14 protein-coding genes are annotated in these 15,687 nt (G+C 62.9%); 8 read left to right on the forward strand and 6 right to left on the reverse strand.

The genetic code is table 11. The features are described from left to right. Positions 1–18: 18 nt before the first annotated feature. The 5 genes from dapD (at position 19) to cls (ending at position 4,859) form a co-directional block, all read left to right on the forward strand. Complete coding sequence (gene dapD / locus PPN31114_RS05535; protein ID WP_150678440.1) at positions 19–846, forward strand: 2,3,4,5-tetrahydropyridine-2,6-dicarboxylate N-succinyltransferase; 828 nt, start codon at positions 19–21, stop codon at positions 844–846. Positions 847–918: 72 nt separating this feature from the next. Then, positions 919–1,266: an ArsC family reductase gene (locus tag PPN31114_RS05540; protein ID WP_150678441.1), complete on the forward strand. Its 348-nt coding sequence runs from the start codon at positions 919–921 to the stop codon at positions 1,264–1,266. 4 nt (positions 1,267–1,270) lie between these two features. Then, positions 1,271–2,422 (forward strand): succinyl-diaminopimelate desuccinylase, encoded by a 1,152-nt coding sequence (gene dapE, locus PPN31114_RS05545; protein WP_150678442.1) that lies wholly within the window; start codon positions 1,271–1,273, stop codon positions 2,420–2,422. Positions 2,423–2,440: 18 nt separating this feature from the next. Beyond that, positions 2,441–3,352, forward strand: coding sequence for a 50S ribosomal protein L3 N(5)-glutamine methyltransferase (gene prmB, locus PPN31114_RS05550; protein WP_150678443.1), 912 nt, complete (start codon positions 2,441–2,443; stop codon positions 3,350–3,352). Positions 3,353–3,431: 79 nt separating this feature from the next. Then, entirely contained in the window at positions 3,432–4,859 is a 1,428-nt protein-coding gene (gene cls, locus PPN31114_RS05555) for a cardiolipin synthase (RefSeq protein ID WP_150678444.1), read from the forward strand. A gap of 4 nt (positions 4,860–4,863) precedes the next feature. On the opposite strand, the gene PPN31114_RS05560 is transcribed toward cls, so the two are convergent. Together PPN31114_RS05560 and PPN31114_RS05565 are read right to left on the reverse strand one after the other, a co-directional pair. Then, entirely contained in the window at positions 4,864–5,202 is a 339-nt protein-coding gene (locus PPN31114_RS05560) for a hypothetical protein (RefSeq protein ID WP_150678445.1), read from the reverse strand. 138 nt (positions 5,203–5,340) lie between these two features. Next, positions 5,341–5,934, reverse strand: a complete 594-nt coding sequence (locus tag PPN31114_RS05565; protein WP_150678446.1) for a hypothetical protein — start codon at positions 5,932–5,934, stop codon at positions 5,341–5,343. A gap of 328 nt (positions 5,935–6,262) precedes the next feature. Between PPN31114_RS05565 and PPN31114_RS05570 the strand changes: the two genes are divergently transcribed. Beyond that, positions 6,263–8,185 carry an ATP-binding cassette domain-containing protein gene (locus PPN31114_RS05570; RefSeq protein ID WP_150678447.1) on the forward strand — a complete coding sequence of 641 codons (1,923 nt, stop codon included), beginning with the start codon at positions 6,263–6,265 and terminating at the stop codon, positions 8,183–8,185. A gap of 198 nt (positions 8,186–8,383) precedes the next feature. On the opposite strand, the gene radA is transcribed toward PPN31114_RS05570, so the two are convergent. Together radA and alr are read right to left on the reverse strand one after the other, a co-directional pair. Then, entirely contained in the window at positions 8,384–9,763 is a 1,380-nt protein-coding gene (gene radA, locus PPN31114_RS05575) for a DNA repair protein RadA (RefSeq protein ID WP_150678448.1), read from the reverse strand. A gap of 8 nt (positions 9,764–9,771) precedes the next feature. Continuing rightward, positions 9,772–10,842, reverse strand: coding sequence for an alanine racemase (gene alr / locus PPN31114_RS05580; protein ID WP_150678449.1), 1,071 nt, complete (start codon positions 10,840–10,842; stop codon positions 9,772–9,774). Between the two features lie 466 nt (positions 10,843–11,308). Here alr and lplT point away from each other — a divergent pair, with 466 nt between their 5' ends. Continuing rightward, complete coding sequence (lplT, locus tag PPN31114_RS05585) at positions 11,309–12,601, forward strand: lysophospholipid transporter LplT (protein ID WP_150678450.1); 1,293 nt, start codon at positions 11,309–11,311, stop codon at positions 12,599–12,601. Between the two features lies 1 nt (position 12,602). Then, positions 12,603–13,451 carry a bifunctional hydroxymethylpyrimidine kinase/phosphomethylpyrimidine kinase gene (gene thiD, locus PPN31114_RS05590; RefSeq protein ID WP_150678451.1) on the forward strand — a complete coding sequence of 283 codons (849 nt, stop codon included), beginning with the start codon at positions 12,603–12,605 and terminating at the stop codon, positions 13,449–13,451. A 107-nt stretch (positions 13,452–13,558) separates the two neighbouring features. Here thiD and PPN31114_RS05595 read toward each other — a convergent pair whose 3' ends face one another. After that, positions 13,559–14,692: a DUF1853 family protein gene (locus tag PPN31114_RS05595; protein ID WP_174987711.1), complete on the reverse strand. Its 1,134-nt coding sequence runs from the start codon at positions 14,690–14,692 to the stop codon at positions 13,559–13,561. Continuing rightward, positions 14,653–15,672 carry a uracil-DNA glycosylase gene (locus tag PPN31114_RS05600; protein WP_370865856.1) on the reverse strand — a complete coding sequence of 340 codons (1,020 nt, stop codon included), beginning with the start codon at positions 15,670–15,672 and terminating at the stop codon, positions 14,653–14,655. Before PPN31114_RS05600 ends, PPN31114_RS05595 begins: the two co-directional genes overlap by 40 nt. Positions 15,673–15,687: the final 15 nt, after the last annotated feature.

The raw sequence follows: 15,687 nt of genomic DNA on the forward strand, positions 1-15,687 counted from the left end.
TTGCTTCACATTCTCGCCATGTCGCAACAACTGCAAACCACCATCGACCAAGCTTGGGAAAACCGTGCCGAGATTTCGGCCAAGTCGGCACCTGCCGACGTGCGTGAGGCGGTCGCTCACGTCATCGCCGAACTGGACAAGGGCGCCCTGCGCGTGGCCCAGAAGCAAGACGGCCAGTGGATCGTCAACCAGTGGATCAAGAAGGCCGTGCTGCTGTCGTTCCGCCTGGAAGACAACGCCGTGATGCCGGCGGGCGGTTTCAGCCAGTTCTACGACAAGGTGCCGAGCAAGTTCGCCAACTACACCGCTGAAGACTTCGCCCGTGGCGGCTTCCGCGTGGTGCCGCCGGCGGTTGCACGCCGTGGCTCGTTCATCGGCAAGAACGTGGTGCTGATGCCGTCGTACACCAACATCGGCGCGTACGTCGACGAAGGCACGATGGTCGACACGTGGGCCACCGTCGGTTCGTGCGCCCAGATCGGCAAGAACGTTCACCTGTCGGGCGGTGTCGGCATCGGCGGCGTGCTCGAGCCGCTGCAAGCCAACCCGGTCATCATCGAAGACAACTGCTTCATCGGCGCGCGCTCGGAAGTGGTCGAAGGCGTGATCGTCGAAGAGAACTCGGTCATCTCGATGGGCGTGTATCTGGGTCAATCGACCAAGATTTACGACCGCGAAACGGGTGAAGTGCATTATGGCCGCGTGCCGGCCGGCTCGGTCGTCGTGCCGGGCAACCTGCCCTCGAAGGATGGCAAGTACAGCCTGTACTGCGCTGTGATCGTGAAGAAGGTCGACGCACAAACGCGTGCCAAGACCGCCATCAACGACTTGCTGCGCGGCGAGTAAGCCCCCTCACCTGCGAGGCAAGTCGGTTTCCGATTGCCTTGCAGGCGATATCGATATCAGGAGTTTCAGGCGATGACGGCAGTGCTGTACGGCATTCCCAACTGCGATACCGTGAAAAAAGCGCGCACGTGGCTCGACGAGCATGACGTGGCGTACAACTTTCACGACTTCAAGAAGGCGGGCGTGTCCGACGCACTGCTCGGCACTTGGCTGGCCCAGGTGCCGCTCGCCACGTTGCTCAACCGCAAAGGTACGACGTGGCGCAAGCTCACGCCGGAGCAACAGGCCGCGGCCGCCGAAGAACCGGCGGCCCGCGCGCTGATGATCGAAAACCCGTCGCTCATCAAACGCCCCGTGCTGGTGGCCGACGGCAAGGTTTCAGTGGGCTTCACGCCCGACAGTTACGCTTCACGATTCTGATTTCATGACTTCCTTCCAAGGCGCCACGCTGGCGCTTACCGAGCAACTGATCGCCCGTCACTCGGTGACGCCCGAAGACCGCGACTGCCAAAGCATTCTGGCGCGCCGCCTCGAAGCGATCGGGTTCGCGTGCGAGACCATCGCATCGAACGGCGTGACGAACCTGTGGGCCGTCAAACGCGGCACGCGCGGCACCGACGGCAAGCTGCTCGTGTTCGCTGGCCACACCGACGTGGTGCCGACCGGCCCGGTCGAGCAATGGCATTCGGACCCGTTCGCCCCAACGCATCGCGATGGCATGCTGTACGGGCGCGGCGCGGCCGACATGAAGACCTCGCTCGCCGCGTTCGTGGTCGCTTCGGAAGAGTTTGTCGCCCAACATCCGGACCACGCCGGCGCTATCGGCTTTCTGCTGACGAGCGACGAAGAAGGCCCGGCCACCGACGGCACCATCAAGGTCGTCGAAGCCTTGCAAGCCCGTGGCGAGCGTCTGGACTACTGCGTGGTCGGTGAGCCGACGTCGAGCCAGAAGCTCGGCGATATGGTCAAGAACGGCCGTCGTGGTTCGATGTCTGGCAAGTTGATCGTCAAGGGCGTGCAGGGTCACATTGCCTACCCGCACCTGGCCAAGAACCCTACGCATCTGTTTGCCCCGGCGCTGGCCGAGCTGACCGAGACCGTTTGGGACAACGGCAACGAGTACTTCCCGCCGACCACCTGGCAGATTTCGAACATCCACGCAGGCACCGGTGCCACGAACGTGATTCCGGGCGAGCTGATGGTGATGTTCAACTTCCGGTTCTCGACGGCCAGCACGTCCGATGGGCTGCAAAAGCGCGTGCACGAATTGCTCGACCGTCACGGCCTGACGTACACGATCGATTGGTCGATCAGCGGCCAGCCGTTCCTCACGCCGCGTGGCGACCTGTCCGACGCGCTCGCGGGCGCCATTCGCGAAGAGACGGGACTCGACACCGAGCTCTCGACGACGGGCGGCACGTCCGACGGCCGATTCATCGCGCGCATTTGCCCGCAAGTGATCGAGTTCGGGCCGTGCAACGCCAGCATTCACAAGATTGACGAACACATTGCCGTGGCCGACATCGAACCGCTCAAGAACATCTATCGTGGTGTGCTGGCGCGTTTGGTTGCCTGACGTTATCGGAGCCTCGCCATGAGCACCCAACCTGCCGCCCACGCGGCCCCCCATCCGTTCAAGACCCTGCGCGATTTGCTGCGCTACGCCGTGTCGCGTTTCACCGAGGCCGAACTGGCCTTCGGTCATGGCACCGCCACGGCTTACGACGAAGCAGCGTATTTGCTGCTGCACACGCTGCATCTGCCCATCGACACGCTCGATCCGTTCCTCGACGCACGCCTGCTGCCCGAAGAAATCGAACGCGCGCTGTCGGTGATCAACCGCCGTGCCGGTGAGCGCGTTCCCGCGTCGTACATCACGAACGAAGCGTGGATGCACGGGCATCGTTTTTATGTCGATGAGCGTGTCATCGTGCCGCGCTCGTTCGTCGGCGAACTGCTCGAAGACGCGTTGCAACCGTGGGTGAACCACGCCGAAGACGTGAACGATGTCCTGGAGTTGTGCACCGGCTCCGGCTGCCTCGCGATTCTGGCCGCCGAAACGTTCCCTGCTGCGCAGATCGACGCTGTCGATATTTCCCCCGATGCCGTCGACGTCGCGAAGATCAATGTCGCCGATTACGCACTCGATGACCGCATCGCGTTGCATCTGGGCGATCTCTACGCGCCGCTGCCGAAGGGCAAGCGTTACGAAGTCATCCTGACCAACCCGCCCTACGTCAACGAAGGGTCGATGCAGGTGCTGCCCGCCGAGTATCTCCACGAGCCGCGTCTTGCGCTGGCTGGCGGCGACGACGGCATGGATGTGGTTCGCCGCATCATCGCCGGGGCGCGCGAGCATCTGACGGACGATGGCGTGCTTGTCGTTGAAATTGGCAACGAGCGCCACTTCGTCGAAGCGGCCTTCCCCGACCTGCCGATGACCTGGCTCGCCACGAGCGCGGGTGACGACATGGTGTTCCTCGTGCAGGCGGCTGACCTGCCCTAAATCGCCAAGATCGCGCGGCCCGGGTACACTCGGGTTCCCGAGTCCGCGCGACTCCCGGTTTGGAGGAAGGCAGTCGGTCATGACGTTCAATTGGCTCGATGTCGGCTTTGCCGTCGCCTGTCTGCATGCACTCGGCGTGATGGCAGCCATTCACGCCGTTCTGACGGTACGCACCTCGCAGGGTGCCGTGGCATGGGCGGTCTCGCTCGTGACGATGCCGTACCTCACGCTGATCCCCTATCTGTTTCTCGGCCGCTCGAAGTTCATCGGCTATGTCGAAGCGCGCCGTGCACGCAATGAAGTGTTGCAGTCGCGCATGGGCGAGACTGAGCGCACCGGCGAGCCTCCGGTGGCCGTCGAGGCGCATCCGGAATATCGCGCGCTAACCTCCATCACCGGCATGTCGTTTGTTGCGGGCAATCGCGTGCGGCTGCTGGTCAACGGACGCGCCACATTCGACGCCATCTTCGCCGCCATCGACCGCGCGCGCGATTACGTGATCGTGCAGTTCTTCATCGTGAAGGACGATGCCCTCGGACGCGCCCTCGCCGCCCGATTGCTCGCCCGCGCCGCGACCGGCGTCAAAGTCTATTTCCTCTACGACCGTATCGGCAGTCACGATCTGCCGCGCAGCTATTGCGAGAAGCTGCGCAGCGGCGGCGTGGAAGTGCACGAGTTTGCCGCCGCCAAGCGCGGCATCTTCGTGAACCGATTCCAGTTGAACTTCCGCAATCACCGCAAGATCGTGGTGATCGACGGCAACGAAGCGTTCATCGGCGGGCACAACGTCGGCGTGGAATATCTCGGCGAGAAGCCGCCGCTGGCACCGTGGCGGGACACGCACATTTCGGTGCGCGGCCCGGCGGTCGTCGGCATTCAGCGCGCATTTGCCGAAGACTGGCACTGGAGTACCGGCAACGTGCCGGAGCTCCATCGGCAGCCTGCCGCCTCTGGCGAAGACATGCACTGTCAGGTGGTGCCGAGCGGGCCAGCCGACCGCTTGGAAACGTCGTCGCTGTTCTTCGTGACATTGATCAACGCCGCCCAGCATCGCGTTTGGCTCACGACGCCCTACTTCGTCCCGGACGAGGCGGTGTTCTCGGCGCTGCGGCTCGCGGTGTTGCGTGGCGTCGATGTGCGCATTCTGATTCCCGACCGCGCCGATCACCGGGTGGTGTTCGAGGCGACGACGTCATATGCGTTCGAAGCCGCGCGCAGCGGTATCAACGTCTATCGCTACCACCAAGGCTTTATTCATCAGAAGGTCGTGCTTATCGACGACAGCGCGGCAGCCGTGGGCAGCGCCAATCTCGACAACCGCTCGTTCCGGCTGAACTTCGAAATCATGCTGCTCACAGTGGATCGGGGCTTTGCCGACGACGTCGCCTATATGCTCACGCACGACTTCGAGCAAGCGACGCTGCTCGACAAAGACGATTTCCGGAAGATTCCGAAATGGCGTCAGATTGTCATGCGAGTGGCGCGTCTCTTTGCCCCGATCCTTTGACGGCCTAACGGGCCACTTTGACGATCGACACATCGCGCAAAGCCACCGGGGAGTCGCCGTCGTCTTTGTCCCGCGGAATTGCCGGTTCAGGGCCTTCACGCTCGAACGCCATGTTTTTGTAGCCCTCCCGAGCGGCATGCGATACCGATGCGGCATCGGGTGGGCGTTTCGCTTCGTTCTGGAAAACGAGTTCGAACTGCTGATTCTTCCGCCCCTCGATCGAGAACCGGTACGCGTGCTTCACCCAAGTGGACGTGGCAACAGACGGCACGATGAGGACCCGGCCGTCGCCCAAACCGTCAAATGGATGGATCCACAGCAGGACGTTCACGATGCGCGTCACTCCCGGCACTGCGTTGCCGTTCGCGTCGGACGTCCGAAGCCAGAACCCGAAGACGTACTCCCCATCCGAGCGCTCGCGATCGATCAGTTGCCCGAGGTGTTGTCTGTCGGCATACGGAGTCGGCTTGAGTACGCAGCGCTAAGCTTTGAAAAGCGTTACGTCGCGAATGGCGAACGGGCAATCGTCAACGTCGGGTTCGTCGTTTAGGCGGCTCGCGCCGCCGCCCGCTTCCGGCACGATCACCGTTTGATAGCCCTCGCGACCGGCGGGCTTTGCCAGCGCACCGACGGGCGCCTTTCGCTCATTTTGGAAAGTGATTTCGAAGTCCTGATTCCGCCGCCCCGTAATCGAAAATCGCCATGTGTGTTTGATCCAAGAGGACGTCGCCACGGCGTAAAAAGGGTAAAAGATTCCTTCTCCCAAATGGTCGCGCGGGTGCACCCAGAAATGCACAAACGCCCGACGTGTCACGCCCGGCACAGCGTTGCCGCGCTCGTCCGACGTGCGGAGCCAGAATCCGACGACGTAATCGCCATCCGATCGCTCACGAACGACCAACTGTTGCAGGTGAATTCTGGTGTCATAGGGAACTGGCATTAGCACAGCGACATGCCCGCCCTCCTGCGGCACGACAGACATGTACGCATTGCTCCCGTGCACCCAGCCCGTAAAGTCACCCGTCGCGAAGTCACCGTTGACGACCAACTCGCCAGAATTTTGTTTTTCCGTCATCACAGCCTCCGAACGAGTCGCTTGCTTACCGATGTCACGGCCAGAGCATGCGCCCGCGATATGGGGACGTCACCTGACAACGTTGACAGGTAGCGTGGCGCGTCAGGCCAGCGACCTTCCCGCTGTCTCACGAGCCGACGGCATCATCCGATGCGTACGGTAGATTCAGCCGCAAATCCGCCTCGGATCCCCCCAAATCCGCCAACAAATCCCCCAACAAATGCCGCGCACTCGCCACACCCGGTAAAATGGCGGCTTTGTTGCGCCTGACTCGGCGTCACTTGCCACGTTTTTCGCCCTTTTTCCAGATTTCGCCTCCCCTTTCGCTGTGATCCGATTCGAACACCTCACCCTCGCGCGCGGCACCAAGCAGCTTTTCGAAGACATCTCCGTCACGCTCAATCCGGGCGAGCGCGTCGGCCTCGTCGGGGCTAACGGCGCGGGTAAGTCGACCCTGTTCGCCCTGCTGCGCGGCCAACTGCACGCCGATGGCGGGGACGTCTTCATCCCGGGAGCGTGGCGCATCGCGCACGTGATGCAGGAAACGCCCGCCGTTGATCGCACCGCGCTCGACTACGTACTCGACGGCGACACGCGCTTGCGCGATATCGAAGCCCGCATTGCAAAGGCCGAAGCCGCCCACGACGGCCACGCACAGGCCGAAGCGCACACCGCGTTTGCCGACGCCGACGGCTATACCGCCCCGGCACGCGGCGAAGCGCTGCTGCTCGGCTTAGGTTTCACGCTCGCGCAGACGCAACTCCCCGTCGCCAGCTTCTCCGGCGGCTGGCGCATGCGCTTGAATTTGGCACAGGCGCTCATGTGCCCGTCCGACCTGCTGCTGCTCGACGAACCGACGAACCACTTGGACCTCGACGCCATCGTCTGGCTCGAAGATTGGCTCAAGCGCTACCCGGGCACGCTCGTCGTGATCTCGCACGATCGCGAATTCCTCGACGAAGTCTGTAACGTCACGCTCCATATCGAGAATCAGCAGATCAAGCGTTACGGCGGCAACTACAGCCAGTTCGAAATCACGCGCGGCCAGCAACTTGCGCTGCAACAGAACGCGTTCGAAAAGCAGCAGAAGACGATCGCTCACCTCGAATCGTTCATCACGCGCTTCAAGGCCAAGGCGACCAAGGCACGTCAGGCGCAAAGCCGCATGAAGGCGCTCGAGAAAATGGAGCGCATCGCGCCCGCGCACGTGGCGTCGCCGTTCACGTTCGAATTCCGCTCGGCCGACAGCGCCCCGAACCCGATGCTAGTGCTCGAGTCCGTGCGCTGCGGCTATCACCTCGAAGACGGCAGTGAGAAGGTCATCCTGCCGCACGTGACGATGTCGGTGCAGAACGAGCAACGCATCGGCCTGCTCGGCGCGAACGGACAAGGTAAGTCGACGCTGATTAAGACGCTGGCGGGCACACTCGCGGCGCTCGCGGGCGATGTGAAGACCGGCAAGGGCTTGCAGATCGGCTACTTCGCGCAGCATCAGGTCGAGACGTTGCGTCACGACGATTCGCCGTTGCAGCACTTGCAGCGGCTCGCGCCCGACACACGCGAGCAAGAACTGCGCGACTTTCTCGGCGGCTTCAACTTCCGTGGGGAGATGGCAACGTCGTCGATTGCGCCGTTCTCCGGCGGCGAGAAGGCGCGCCTCGCACTCGCGCTTATCATCTGGCAGAAGCCGAATCTGTTGCTGCTCGACGAACCGACGAACCACTTGGATCTCGAAACGCGTCACGCGCTTACGATGGCGCTGGCCCAGTTCGACGGCACGCTGATTCTCGTCTCGCACGATCGGCACCTGCTGCGTGCGACGACCGATCAGTTCCTGCTGGTGGCAGGTGGCGAAGTCAAGCCGTTCGACGGTGATCTGGACGACTACCGCGACTGGCTGCTGCAACACGCCGCCGATCAACGTACGGCTGCACGCGAGACCGCCGACACCGACGACAACGGCGTGAACCGCAAGGACCAGAAGCGCGCCGAAGCGCAAGAACGGCAGCGGCTGTCGCAACTGCGCAAGCCGTTGCAACGCAAGATCGAGAAGTTGGAGCAGTCCATGGCCAAGCTTTCGGATGAGAAAGCCCGGCTCGACGCTATCCTCGCCGACAGCAGCACCTATGAAGACGCCAACAAGGCACTGCTCACCGAGAGCCTCAAGCAACAAGTCGAGGTCACGGCAAAGCTCTCCGATATCGAAGCCGAATGGCTAGAGGCGCAAGAAGCGATGGAGCAGATCGTCTGATGACGAGAGGCGGACTGCCCACGAAGGCGCAGTAACGAAAAAGGCCCGATCAGTGAAAACTGATCGGGCCTTTTCAATGCTCGCTCGGCGGCGTGAATCGGCACTGCATCAACCACGATTAACGCCGGTGCCTACCGGCTCAATACTGCTGAATACCAATCCAACACCGGAATCGACGCGTCACCGAAACCCTTCGGCTCACAACCCCGCCACAACGGAAATCGCCTGCTCCAGCCGATCCACGGCGTGCACTTCGAGACCGTCGATCGGTTGCTTGGGCGCGTTGGCCTTCGGAATAATCGCAATCGAGAAACCGAGCTTGGCGGCTTCCTTCAAACGGTCTTGTCCGCGCGGACTCGGCCGGATCTCGCCCGCCAGCCCCACTTCGCCAAACGCGACGATGCCGCGCGGCAACGGCTTGTTACGCAGCGACGAATGAATCGCGAGCAACACGGCCAAATCGGCCGCCGGTTCGGTAATCTTCACGCCACCCACGGCGTTCAGGAACACGTCCTGGTCGAAGCACGCAATGCCCGCGTGACGGTGCATCACAGCGAGCAACATCGCCAGCCGGTTCTGCTCCAACCCCACCGCGAGACGACGCGGGTTCGGCACCTGCGCCGTATCGACCAGCGCCTGCACTTCGACCAACAGCGGCCGCGTGCCTTCTTGCGTCACGAGCACGCACGAACCGGGCACGGTTTGTTCGTGTTGCGACAAGAACAAGGCCGACGGGTTGGCGACACCGCGCAACCCCTTCTCCGTCATCGCGAACACACCAAGCTCGTTCACGGCACCGAAGCGGTTCTTGAACGCGCGCACCAGCCGATACGATGAATGCGTGTCGCCTTCGAAATACAGCACGGTATCGACAATGTGCTCAAGCACACGCGGCCCAGCAAGACTGCCTTCTTTCGTCACGTGACCGACCATGATCACGGTCACGCCACTCTGCTTGGCACAGCGTGTCAGTTGTGCGGCACACTCGCGGACCTGCGCAACAGAACCGGGTGCCGAGCTAAGCGCCTCGGAATAGACCGTCTGGATCGAGTCGATGACAACGACGTCGGGCTTTTCCGACTCGATGGCACCTAGAATCTTTTCCAACTGAATCTCGGCGAGCAAATCGAGATCGCCGCCACCGCCGCCCTCGCCCGCCGCGCCCAATCCAAGACGCTGCGCGCGCAACGCGATTTGCGCCCCCGATTCTTCGCCGCTCACGTAGAGTGCGCGACGCTCGCGCGACAAGTGCGCCAGCGATTGCAGCAACAGCGTCGACTTGCCGATACCCGGGTCGCCGCCGATCAGCACCACACCACCGGCCACCAGCCCGCCGCCGAGCACACGGTCGAACTCACTCACGCCGCTGGAAAAACGCGGTACGTCGGACGCTTCGATTTCCGCGAGCTTGCGAATCGGCGTGCTCTTAGCGAGCGATTGATAACGGTGGCCGCTCGTCGTCTCCGGCACGGATTCGACCAGCGTATTCCAGCCATTGCAGTTCGGGCACTGGCCAGCCCACTTCGGGCTCTGGCCACCGCATTCGGTACAGATATAGACAGTCTTGGGTTTCGCCATGCGCTCGCTCAGTTCGCGTGCACCGGCACGCGGCGCGCCACGGCACACATCAACTCGTAGCCGAGTGTGCCAGCCGACGCCGCCACCTCGTCGATGCCAAGGCCGCGGCCCCACAGCGTTACCGTGGTACCGACGCGCGCTTGCGGCACTGGCGTCAGGTCGACGGCCAGCATGTCCATCGAGACGCGGCCAACGATACGCGTACGTACGCCGTCCACGAGCACCGGCGTGCCCGACGGGGCCACGCGCGGATAGCCGTCGGCGTAACCGCAAGCGACCGTGCCCACGCGCATCGGCGCATCTGCCGTGAAGAGGCTGCCGTAACCCACGGTGCCGCCCGCAGGCACTTCCTGAATGCCGATCAGCTCCGATTCGAGCGTCATGGTCGGTTGCAAACCCAGTTCCGATGCCGGGACTTCCAGCCCCTTCGGCGACGAGCCGTACAACATGATGCCGGGGCGCACCCATGCAGCGTGCGTCTGCGGATGGAAAAGCGTGGCGGCCGAGTTGGCGAGACTGCGCTCACCGGGCACATCGCGGGCACCACGCTCGAACGCTTCCATCTGGTGTTCGATGCCGCGCGGACCGTCGGCGTCCGAAAAGTGCGTCATCAAGACGATCTGACTCACCCCCGGAATGGCACGTGCACGCTCCCACGCCGCGCGATAACGCTCGGGCGAGAAACCCAGACGGTTCATGCCCGAGTTCATCTTCAGTTGCACGTTGAGCGGTTTGGTCAGACGCGTGGTCTCGAGCATGCGCAACTGGTCGTCGCTATGCACGGTGGTCGTCAGACCGTATTTGTCGACGATGGCCAGATCGGACGGCGTGAAGAACCCTTCGAGCAGCAAGATCGGACCAGCCCAGCCGAGTTCGCGCACGCGCACGGCTTCTTCGAGATCGAGCAAGCCGAAACCGTCGGCATCGCGCAATCCGGGATAGGCATTTTCAATGCCATGCCCATAGGCATTGGCCTTGACCACGGCCCAAACCTTGGCGTTGGGGGCGTGGCGACGGGCGACATCGAGATTATGGGCAAGCGCTGCGGTATGAATCGAGACTTTGATCGGACGAGGCATGGCAGGATTGAGAACAGAAGAGAAGCGCCACCGGGACACCGTTTCAGAACCGGCGCGGGCACGGGTTCAAACACATGGCATTGACACGCCCGATGCGAATTGGTGCGATTTCGCGCGACGGGATGTGAAGCCTGGTGAACCACACCGTTTCAGGCATGCCTGAAGGTGCCGGTGGCATAACGCATCGGCATATTTTCGTGTTATAAAGCCGTGCGCACAACTTGTTTTGCCGAAATCTTTATCCCGACAACAATATCGGTCAAAGACCGAGGGCGACCGGGCGCCCGACACGGGGGCTTCAAGGCCGAAAATACGGCCCATTAGCGACATATGCATGCTTGATGCGCGCAGATACCCCTGTGTTTAAGCCCGGTTTCATCCCGTTTGGGTGCCCGACGCGGGCACCGCGGATTCCGACAACCGAGACACGCAAGTTTTACGCCGCACGGGATCGACTCAAGTACCGATGAAGAAAGGCTTTTACACCATCATGGCCGCGCAGTTTTTTTCGTCGCTGGCCGACAATGCATTGCTTATCGCGGCAATCGCACTTCTGAAAGATCTGCATTCCCCGCAGTGGATGACTCCGCTGCTCAAACTCTTCTTCGTTCTCTCGTACGTCATTCTGGCAGCCTACGTCGGCGCTTTTGCGGATTCCATGCCCAAAGGCCGCGTCATGTTCATCAGCAATACGATCAAAGTGGTCGGCTGCATGATGATGCTGTTCGGATCGCACCCGCTCATTGCGTATGGTGTTGTCGGCTTTGGTGCCGCCGCGTACTCGCCTGCGAAGTACGGCATTCTCACTGAACTGTTACCTGCGGAACGATTGGTCGCGGCCAATGGCTGGATCGAGGGGCTAACCGTCAGTTCGATCATTCTCGGCACGGTGTTAGGCGGCGCGTTGATCAGCCCCCACGTGTCCGACTGGATTTTGCATCGCACGCCCGATGTCATCAGTTCGCCGGCCATGGCCGCGATGGTCATCATCATGGGCATTTATGTGATCGCTGCCCTCTTCAATCTGCGTATTCCCGATACCGGCGCCCGCTATGCGCGCCAGGAACGCAACCCGATCAAGCTCGTTTCCGATTTCGCCGACTGCTTCGTTACGCTGTGGCGCGACAAGCTGGGCCAAATCTCGCTGGCTGTGACCACGCTCTTCTGGGGTGCCGGTGCCACGCTGCAATTCATCGTGCTGCGCTGGGCCGAAAAAGCGCTCGGCATGACGCTCTCGGAAGGGGCGATCTTGCAAGCGGTGTCGGCCGTGGGCGTGGCCATCGGTGCCATCGTCGCAGCGTCGCGCATCCCGCTCAAGCGCTCGCTGTCGGTCTTGCCCGTGGGCATCGCCATGGGGATCGCCGTGATGGCGATGGCCTTCTTCTCGAAAGACTTGCTGCCGTTCGGCCAACACTGGAAGGTGCCGCTATATCTGATCATCGCGTACATCTTCTTGATCATCGTCGGTGCACTCGCGGGCTTCTTCGTGGTGCCGATGAACGCGCTGCTGCAACACCGCGGTCACGTGCTGCTCTCCGCCGGCCACTCGATTGCCGTGCAGAACTTCAACGAGAATCTGTCGGTGCTGATCATGCTGTGCCTGTATGCGCTGCTGATCTGGTGCAACGTGCCGGTGGGCATCGTCATCGTTCTCTTCGGCTTGTTCGTGTCGGGCACCATGTGGCTCGTCATGAAGCGCCATCAGGCCAATCAGCGCGAGTTCGATTCGCTCTCGCTCATTGGCGAAGTCAAGCATTGATATGAATTCGCAATCGTCGCACCCGGCCACCGGCACGTCCGGTGCCATTCCCATCGCACTGACCATCGCCGGCTCGGATTCGAGCGGCGGTGCAGGCATTCAGGCCGACCTCAAGACCTTCTCGGCACTCGGCGCGTACGGCGCGAGCGTTATCACGGCGCTCACCGCACAGAACACGCGAGGCGTGACGGATATCCACACGCCGCCCGCGAGTTTCGTCACGGCGCAAATGGACGCGGTGTTTCAGGATCTGGACGTCGATGCGGTCAAACTCGGCATGCTGGCGAACGCGGATGTCGTGCGTGCCGTGGCCGCTGGCCTGCGTCAGTACCGGCCCCGCTTCGTCATTCTCGACACGGTGATGATCTCGAAGAGCGGTCACGCGCTGCTGCAACCGGATGCCGTCGCCGCGTTGCGCGACGAACTGCTTCCGCTGGCCGACCTGATTACGCCGAATCTGCCCGAAGCGGCTGCATTGCTAGGTGTCGCCGCCGCCACGAACGAAGACGAGATGGAACAGCAGGCGCAGGCGCTGCGTGCGTTGGGTGCGCGCAATGTGCTGGTCAAAGGCGGGCATCTGGCCGGGGATCAGAGCCCCGACTGGCTGGTCAGCGAGGAAGGTGTCGAGCGCTTCAATGCGCCGCGCATTGCTGCGCACAATACGCATGGCACGGGCTGCACGCTGTCGGCCGCACTCGCGGCGTTGCGGCCGCGCCGCAGCGATTGGTCGAGCACCGTGCGCGATGCTAAGGCCTACTTGAACGGTGCGCTCGCGGCGAGCGACGAACTCCGCATCGGTCACGGCATCGGGCCCGTGCACCATTTCCACGCTGTTTGGCCGAAGACGTAAGCCTCACGTCACGTCGGCGCAGTGACTCCATTGCGCCGAGGTCATCTCGCTGGGGTCATCCCACTGAGGCCGCCAGACGGCTATCGCCACGCTAACGTCCGCTGACGTCACAACGACGGCGCGCCATCGTTGGCACTTTCCGCCAATGCACGGCGCGCGGCCGCCTCCGCTCTCCCCGCCAATTCCTCGATGCGATGCCGCGCGCGCGGTGCCCAGTAGTCGGGCACGATGAAACCGCGCGTGCGCTCGATCCAATCGCCCTGCGCCGACGCAGGACGCGTGAGCGATACGACCAACAGCGGTTCCGCAACGCCACGTTCGCGCCAGTGCGTCTCAATACGCTCGCGCATAGCGGAAAGCGAGAACACGGCATGCTCGCCAACCCGCGCGGGTGCCAGCCACCGCGCGCGCGGCAGAATCGCCCACGCCTCGTCACCTACTCCTGCGCTGGACGATGCGTCGCCTTGCACCGACAGCGTCGCCTGCGCCTGCACCCACCACTCGTCGAGCGTCGCCCACCAGCCGCGGCCGTGGGTCTCGGCAGCCACCTGAGGCAACGCAGCGGGTTGCGTGAGCGGATGGAACAGCCACCCCTTGAGATACACCTGCGGCAGCCACGGCCCGGCGGCGGGCAGCGCGCTGCGCACGGCCTCAAATGTGGTCAACCGCAATTGATGGCCTAGCAGTCGCGCCACCTTGTCGGCGAGACTATCGGCCAAATTCGGCCCAAGCCAGTGGAATTGGAGAGAGCGTTCGTCCAGCGGAGGCACCTGAGCAATCGGGCCAGCAGGAGGAACGAAAAGGTAGAGTTTGACGGCCAGTTCCCAATGCAATAACTGACGGTCGGCACGCCGCTCCAGCAGAAAATCGCATTCGCCGAGCGTCATGTTGCCGCGTCGGACGTCACGGACTTGCAGCCCCGCCGCCAGCAATTCGAGCGAAGGGCTATTGAGCAGCGCGAAGTGCAGCAACTGTTCGGCGTAGCGCCCGAGCCGGTTGCTTTCGCCTTGCTGCACGATGAATTCACGCAGTGGCGCGGCGTCGGCGTCACACGCCAGCAGCCAGTCGTGCAATGCTGCCGTCACCGCGTTTCCGGCATCGAGATGCGCCAGCGCTGCCGGGAAACGCGCAGCGCTGAGCAAATCGTCGGACAACAGAAGCCACGCGAGGTCCCGTACCGGCGGCTCGCGCAGCGTAGCGATCAGTTCGCGATAGGCTTGTTGGCCGGAGTCGATTCGCACACCGCCTCGTAAGTGGCCCGCGCCAAACACCAATCCGTCCAGGCTTTGGCCTTGTCGGGCAGACTGCGTAACAGATAGGCCGGATGGTACGTCACGATCACCGGCACGCCCTCATACTCATGCACCCGTCCACGCAAGCTCGCGATGCTGGCCTGCGTACGCAAGATACTCTGCGCCGCAAAGCGCCCCATCACCACGATCACGCGCGGCTTGAGCAGCGCGACCTGACGCTTGAGATACGGCTCGCAGCTCGCCACTTCATCGGCTTCCGGGTCACGGTTACCAGGCGGACGGCACTTGAGCACGTTGGCGATATACACGTTCTCGCCGCGCTTGAGTACCGACGCACGCAACATGTTGTCGAGCAACTTGCCCGCCTGGCCCACGAACGGCTCGCCCTGCAAATCTTCCTGCTGTCCGGGGGCTTCGCCCACGAGCAGCCAATCGGCTTCGCGATCGCCCACGCCGAACACCGTCTGCGTACGCTTCTCGCACAACCCGCACAAGCGGCAATTGGCGACACGCTCGGTCAGCGCTTCCCAATCGAGCGTCTCGACGGCGGGCAACGCCGGACGTTGCGGTGCATCCGCCTCGCCGCCATCGCGCACGATCGACCAAAGCGCCGCATCGGCGGCAGCATCGCCGTCGCCGTAACCCTCGCTGTCGAGCCACATCGGAATATCGTCGGGCGGCAGATCGTTGGCCCGGCTTACGGCGCCGGTACGGTTCGGCGTCGCCGGACGCGGGTTGGTGGCACGCGCGACGGGCGCCGGTTCACGGTACTCGGTAGCCACCGGCACTGCCGTCTCGGGCGCAGCAACTCGCGCAGCCGGACGAACGGCAGCAGCCGTTGCCACCGCCGCAGGCACATCCCAAGGCGGCAGATCGTCGGCATTCACGGCAGACGCATCGGCAACCTCTAGCGTGGCCACGTCGCTCTGTGCGGCGCTGGCCGCTGCGGCCGCCGCATCGTGCGACATCCATACCGGCCAAAG

The organism is Pandoraea pneumonica, assembly GCF_902459645.1.
In the GTDB taxonomy this organism is placed as follows: Bacteria; Pseudomonadota; Gammaproteobacteria; order Burkholderiales; family Burkholderiaceae; genus Pandoraea; species Pandoraea pneumonica.